This window comes from Prevotella sp. S7-1-8 (assembly GCF_000758925.1).
Lineage (GTDB): Bacteria > Bacteroidota > Bacteroidia > Bacteroidales > Bacteroidaceae > Prevotella.
Window position 1 is genome coordinate 1 of sequence record NZ_JRNC01000068.1, and the last position, 6323, is coordinate 6323.

Sequence of the window (6323 nt, forward strand, 5' to 3'; positions counted from 1 at the left end):
AGGTATTATAAACAGCCACGGAGATAGTAACTATTTGGTAATCAGCCAAACTTATGATGTTAAAAAATCATAAAAAGATCATTCTACCTTACTCATAATCTGGAGGTCCCTGGTTCAAGCCCAGGCTGGTCCACCTTAAAAATCAGCAACTTAAAAGAAATTCAAGTTGCTGATTTTTCTTTTCGGGAAAACAATGGGAAAACACAGCGATTTTGAAAACTCCATGATTTTTTGATAAACTTGGCATCATATCAGCCTAAGTAAGACATGTAAATAAGGTTTCTCGGAGTATCAAAATCTCGGTGGGAAAACAGTTGGGAAAACAAAAATAAGACCACCTTTCCCTATCAAGCAGACATAATCACTTGTACATTGAGGTGTTTCCTAAAACGGATATACCTCTATTATAATTCTTTGTTAGATAGGATAAAGTTCGAACCGCATGACTCACCTTTGAGTTTTGCGGCTCTTTTTGTATGCCTCTTTATCAAAAACACTTGTTCGCCCCTATTTTTCAGCCTTTTACCTTGCCCAATCCTTAAATTGTGTTTCAAAACCATACAAATTTAACTTACTCAGTTTTTGGCGTATAGCACTCATAATTCCTTCATGGATTAGACAGACTACCTTTGCCTTCGAATTCCAAATCACGGGAGTTCAAAGATGGTTCATGAACCGAAAAAGGATGTTTAATCGGAACGTCAGGAAGTACAACTGGCAGACCACAAAAAATTAGGTTTTATGACAAAATTAATAACAATAGAGCAATTGCTGGAGAAGCCCATCTGCATGATGTCGGGAACAAGAATTCGTCCTGCTACTCCAGAATGCTGAAAAGCAAACGGCAAAGGAACCTGCCGAGGTGGTGCCAGAGAAACATTATGAATATGGTATAGCTGGAATCGCCAAAATCTTCGGATGTAGCATCCCTACAGCCAATCGCATCAAAAAAAGCGGTGTCATTGATGCTGCCATCACTCAGGTGAATCGAAAGATTACCGTTGATTCCGAACTGGCCCTGAACCTTGCCAAGGAGGCTGGTACTACCATATCTATTAAGAAATAGTATGGAAAACGATTGGAAAAACAGCCTATCGTTTGATGACAAGGGTAATCTGACGAAGAGTATCAGCAACTACAGGGCCATCTTCACTCACGATGAGAACCTGAGCCAGATTCGTTTCGACACCTTCTGTCAGGACGACATCTCCTTCTCTCCATTGTTCCTCAATGTCAACGGCAACAAGGTGGATGAGGAGTCCGTAGGAAAAATCCAGGACTATCTGGAGCAGACCTACCAACTCCGCCAGACCCAGAACAAGGTGTTTGAGTTGCTGAAGACAACAGCTTCAGAGCGCAGCTATAATCCCGTCCAGGAATTTATCCGCAAGGAGGAGTGGGATGGTGTGCCGCATATCGAAACTGCCATCATCGACTACCTTGGTGCCGAAGACACTCCCCTTGTCAGAGAGCAGACTAAGTTGTGGTTTGTGGCTGCCGTGGCTCGTGCCTTCGAACCTGGCTGCAAGTTCGACAACGTGCCTACTCTGCCCGGGCCACAGGGAATAGGAAAGAGCACGTTCTTCAAGACCATTGGCGACAAATGGTTCAATGACTCTTTCTCCTTCGCAAGTGGAGACAAGGAGAAGGTGGAGACCATCACCAACGGATGGATTATTGAGATAAGCGAACTCAACGGCATGAAGATGGCCAATGATGCAGAGGCGGCAAAGGCATTCCTAAGCCGCAGAAGCGATTCTATGCGACCCGCTTACGGGCGTAAAGTGGTTGAGTTTATGCGGCACAATGTCTTTGCTGCCACCACCAACGAGACCAATTTCCTTCAGGGTGACAACGGGAATCGCCGCTGGTGGATTGTTACAGTGAATGGCAACGGGCATGTCTCTACGTGGCTACCCCAATTGCAATCTGTGGTGAACCAGTTATGGGCAGAGGCTTACACCTATTATAAGATGGGTGTCAAACTCTATCTCAGTCCCGAACTGGAAGCAGAGGCAAACGCCGTGCAGCTGAACCATTCAAGCATCCACAATGACCCCATCCTTGATGACATCCGTCTCTATCTGGAGCGCATGGTGCCAAGAGCCTACTCCACTTGGAGCATCCCGATGCGTGCTGCCTATCAGAAAGGTGCATATACCGAGTCTTCTCCCGACGGCAAGCCTGAGGTGCTGCTCAACATGGTATGTTCCCGACAAATCATAGAAGAGTTGCCCAACGACTTGGTGCGCCGAAATCCTGCCAAGTACACCGCACAGTACATCAACCGATTGATGTCTCTGGTAGATGGGTGGGAACGGAGCGAGCAAGAAAAGGTCAAGGGTCTGCACCCAGTCTATTGTGACAAGACGGGACGGGCAAAGCACCCTTGGGTGAGGATTGGTAATGCTACGCAAGGTTCAATAGAAGGGAAAGAAGAAAGCATAGAGCCCGAACTTCCATTCTGACTTCATAGCATACTACTGTCCCTTGTCCCTTTGTCCCAATAATTTTATCAACAAAGAAAAAATAAGATGCTTAGAAAGAAACAAGAAGTGTTTTCCCAACCGAGGGACAACTTGGGACAAGCCCCAAGCCCTTCCCCGCTTTTGGGTGGTCGCTCGCTCCAACTATCTGTTGGCTGATTCCACAGATTATAATGCTGGCGGAAAGACAACAAACATTCCTCTTTTCAAAGCAGTGTCAAATTTTAAAATCTGAAAAACAATGAATAACAATTCCACTTCACTACCTTTTACCAAGGTAAACCTTAGTCTCACCTCCGAGGCGATAGACTTCCTCTCCGAGACAACAAACGGCACAAACCATTTCGCCATTCTCGGACAACTGATAAAGAACACGTCCGTTATACCCAGTTCCACCTCTAAGCATGGTAATGTTATCACGCTCGATGTGGGCCAGGTGGAGTGTTCCATCCATTCCTGCTGCGCACGTTTTGGCATCGGGCGCAAAAAGTTCGAGGGCATCATGCGCCAGATGGAGCAACACGGCATCAGCCGTATGCACCGCTCGCGTTTGGCTACTGTTGCCGACATGACCTGTATAACCTCATGGCTCTTGCCTGATGGCAGTACCATGACTAACGGCACTGATGGTGATCCGGCAGACCATTCCAATGGACAGCCAGACAACCACGCTGCCACACTCCATGCCAGCAGCCATGTCCATGATAGCAAAGCGGATGCCGCCTCCGTCCTCGGCAGTCAGAGTCTTTCAGACACAGGCCGTCCTTCAGCTCGAGAGTCATCCGTCACTCCCATGGGTAAGCCTGGCACTCCCGATCGCTCCGTGAACCGAGGCTATGCCACAGTCATGCCTTCTGATCTCTTCGCTGGCCAAGAGTGCAGGGAACCTCGGAAACCACAATCCCAAAATGGGAGCATGGTCAAGAATGATTGAGACGTTTTTTAAGAAAGCAAGTTTGTGTTTTTGGTCGCCAAAAACCACGTCAGCCCCTATATGCCCACGTATAGCCGCTTCCTTTGATGCAACGGGCTTTGCCCTGCATGGTGTCAGGCACACTGATGCAGCTTCGCACACCACAGAGCCAGACTGTAAACTTGCTGTCTTTAAAACGTCTTCTTTCCCTACCTTTATAAATAGGTATCATTAGATTGTTTCACAAACAGTAAAAGAATTACATATGAGTAACGCAAACAATAATAAAGGCAGCGTCGACACCCGCCGTGCCGGAGGGAGACCGAAGCTTGCCAGATATGAACGTCGCAACCATCACCATAAGGTGAGCTACAACGACGAGGAAGAGAACATCATCCAGTATAAGGCGGAACAAGCTGGCAAGCCTGATAATGTTTATCTGCACGAGGCAGGGCTGGATGCCGTGGTTCAGGCTCACATGAGCTACGAGAACATAGAGCAACTGAGAGACGTGTGCGGCATGGCAAACAATACCAACCAGATTGCGCATCAAGCCAATGTTGGAGGGTTCGTTTCCGTACGCTTCAAGGCTGAGCAGCTTATCATCTCTTTGACTGAGCTTATCCGCAGAATACTTCGCGGTGGCGACTTGTCAGAGCCGATAAGTGCAACAGACGACCGTATCACCCATTAACGAAAGGAGCAACTATGATTTGCAAGATAAAACATGGGCAAGACTTTCAGGGATGTCTCGACTACATCACCGGAAAGTACGACAAGGACAAAAAAGCTAAGGTCATCATGCACAGTGAGGGCATTCCGCTCTTGGACAACAAGACTGTTGCCCAAATCTTTGAGGCATACGCCACAAAGGGGAGCAACAATATCCGCGAACCTGTGGGACACTATGCCTACTCTTTCCACAAGAAAGACGGCAACAGAGCGACTGACGAGTTGATTCGTAAGATTGTCCGAGAACACTTGGTACTGATGGGCATCAAGAACACCGAGTTCATCATGACGCGTCACTATGACACCGACCATGACCACGCCCACTTGATGTGTTCCATGGTGGATAGAGACGGCCACGTTATCAGTACAGCCTATGAGAAGGAGCGTAATGCGCGTATCTGCAAGTATCTCACCAAGAAGTACGGACTCTACATCTCCGCAGGCAAGATGAACGTCAACAGAGACAAGCTCCGAGGCAGGGAGAAACAGAAATACCAGTTCTACGACAAGGTGATGCGCTGCAAGGCTCAGTCAGCCGACTGGCAACAGTTCGACAAGGCACTCCGAGCCGAAGGCTTGAAGTTGCGTTTCCACTACAACAACGTCAACGGCAAACTGATGGGCATCGTCTTCACCGATGGGAAATACACTTTTAGTGGGAAGCAACTTGACAACGAGTTGAAACTCTCTGCCCTCACAGAAAAGTTCGGAGACCTGAAACAGATAACTCATGACAATGTGCATGATTGGTATGAGGATTACAGACAGCAGCTCCACTATATCAATGACAGGCAGGGCTGCAAAGCCATCGACCACGCATACCCTGACTTCGACAAGTTGTTTCCTAATGGGAAACTACCATCTGGCGGTTATACATCAACTGACGAGCTGTTGTCCCATCTGTTGTTGGAATACCAGACCGATTTCCAAGCGGAGCATGAAAACTCCAAGGACAGTAAGACCTCCTTTGTCGGTCTTGAATTGTTGTACGACCTGTTGCTCATGCCATACGCCCAACCACTCTCTATCGGTGGTGGTGGCGGCGGAAACAACCGTGGCTGGCGTGACCTTGACGATGAAGACAAGGAGAAGTACCGTTTTCGATTCAATTACTCACATTCTAATAAACCCCAATTCAAACGTAAACGATAAGCTATGGCTACAAATAAACCAAAAACTCAGAAAGTGGCTGACAATGATGCTGCCACACTTGGCTATCTTCGTAAAAGTGACCTATCCCACAAGGCAGAGATACAGATGCTCATCGCCCTTGCAGAGGCGTACGGAATCAAGATGGCCTATAATGAAAAGGACGGCGAAGTGACGATTGAGCGATTGGAAGTTTTAGCTCGGCAGCCCGAAGGGGAAAGCTAACCCCTAAAGGAGCCCGACCAGACTCAACCGCGGTCATTCACCCAAATGCAGAGAACGTCAAATCAACCGCCTAACCAGTCATACATTGATTACGTCAGGTTGGCTAATGCCTTGAAGGAGCATGTTGAGAAAGCTCTGCAAAATGCAGTAGAAAGCTCACCCGTCCATATTCAGGCTATCTTCGACACTTCTGTGCATATGGAAAATAACCAGACTGCTATGACAATTGCTCATGAAGAATGGGCCAAGTGGATGCAGGCTTTTAGCAAAGAAACCATATCACGACTTTCCAATGCGCCATCTCCAACCATCACTCCACATGGTAAGGCAATAACCTTTGGAAAAGACACCGCGTACAAGGTGCCTGAGAATGAACTCGATGCTGCTCCAAACCATCCTTCTGAAGCAACCCAAAAGCAACCCACGAAACATCGCCGACTGCACCAACTCTGGAGTCATGTCTGGAGTGACATGGTGACTTCATGGTGGAAGTGCTTCGCCTATACCATTGCCCTGTGCAGTCTTGTACTTGCCGCAGCCTCATGGTACAGACAGACCCAGCTTGAAGCCGTAGTCAAGGAGTACTATATCATCAAGCCAGTCTTGAAGCATGACCGCCATTACGCCCCACTCATCCACACGATGGATTCCGTCATCCTCCGTAAAGGCATCGACGAGGTGTGTGAGAGGGTGTATGGCGAGAAACGCTGAACTACCTCATTCAAAAACCAGATTGGCAAATCACCAATCTGGTTTTTAATTCGTAAGCGTATCCGCTCGTAATTACTCACAAATTTCAAAATTTTATATTGGTGTCC

General features: G+C 47.6%; 6 protein-coding genes and 1 pseudogene. All 7 read left to right on the forward strand.

The window, feature by feature from the left end:
* Window positions 1-741: 741 nt before the first annotated feature.
* The 7 genes and pseudogenes from HMPREF1640_RS10400 to HMPREF1640_RS10430 all read left to right on the forward strand — a co-directional run bounded on the left by HMPREF1640_RS10400 (window position 742) and on the right by HMPREF1640_RS10430 (window position 6216).
* Window positions 742-1066, forward strand: a pseudogene (locus tag HMPREF1640_RS10400) (DUF3853 family protein).
* A 1-nt stretch (window position 1067) separates the two neighbouring features.
* Window positions 1068-2468, forward strand: a complete 1401-nt coding sequence (locus tag HMPREF1640_RS10405; RefSeq protein WP_036894474.1) for a virulence-associated E family protein — start codon at window positions 1068-1070, stop codon at window positions 2466-2468.
* A 259-nt stretch (window positions 2469-2727) separates the two neighbouring features.
* On the forward strand, window positions 2728-3420 hold the full coding sequence (locus HMPREF1640_RS10410; protein WP_036894476.1) for a hypothetical protein: 693 nt from the start codon (window positions 2728-2730) through the stop codon (window positions 3418-3420).
* A gap of 244 nt (window positions 3421-3664) precedes the next feature.
* Window positions 3665-4093, forward strand: coding sequence for a plasmid mobilization relaxosome protein MobC (gene mobC / locus HMPREF1640_RS10415; RefSeq protein ID WP_036894478.1), 429 nt, complete (start codon window positions 3665-3667; stop codon window positions 4091-4093).
* A gap of 14 nt (window positions 4094-4107) precedes the next feature.
* Window positions 4108-5283: a relaxase/mobilization nuclease domain-containing protein gene (locus tag HMPREF1640_RS10420; RefSeq protein ID WP_036894481.1), complete on the forward strand. Its 1176-nt coding sequence runs from the start codon at window positions 4108-4110 to the stop codon at window positions 5281-5283.
* A gap of 3 nt (window positions 5284-5286) precedes the next feature.
* Window positions 5287-5505, forward strand: a complete 219-nt coding sequence (locus tag HMPREF1640_RS10425; RefSeq protein WP_036894484.1) for a hypothetical protein — start codon at window positions 5287-5289, stop codon at window positions 5503-5505.
* A 219-nt stretch (window positions 5506-5724) separates the two neighbouring features.
* Window positions 5725-6216 carry a hypothetical protein gene (locus HMPREF1640_RS10430; RefSeq protein WP_156098792.1) on the forward strand — a complete coding sequence of 164 codons (492 nt, stop codon included), beginning with the start codon at window positions 5725-5727 and terminating at the stop codon, window positions 6214-6216.
* The last annotated feature ends 107 nt before the right edge of the window (window positions 6217-6323 follow it).

Excerpts from the sequence above, each read along its gene's own strand:
- HMPREF1640_RS10405 (WP_036894474.1), top strand. The coding sequence starts at position 1,068 with ATGGAAAACGATTGGAAAAACAGCCTATCGTTTGATGACAAGGGTAAT.
- HMPREF1640_RS10410 (WP_036894476.1), top strand. The coding sequence starts at position 2,728 with ATGAATAACAATTCCACTTCACTACCTTTTACCAAGGTAAACCTTAGT.
- mobC (WP_036894478.1), top strand. The coding sequence starts at position 3,665 with ATGAGTAACGCAAACAATAATAAAGGCAGCGTCGACACCCGCCGTGCC.
- HMPREF1640_RS10420 (WP_036894481.1), top strand. The coding sequence starts at position 4,108 with ATGATTTGCAAGATAAAACATGGGCAAGACTTTCAGGGATGTCTCGAC.
- HMPREF1640_RS10425 (WP_036894484.1), top strand. The coding sequence starts at position 5,287 with ATGGCTACAAATAAACCAAAAACTCAGAAAGTGGCTGACAATGATGCT.
- HMPREF1640_RS10430 (WP_156098792.1), top strand. The coding sequence starts at position 5,725 with ATGACAATTGCTCATGAAGAATGGGCCAAGTGGATGCAGGCTTTTAGC.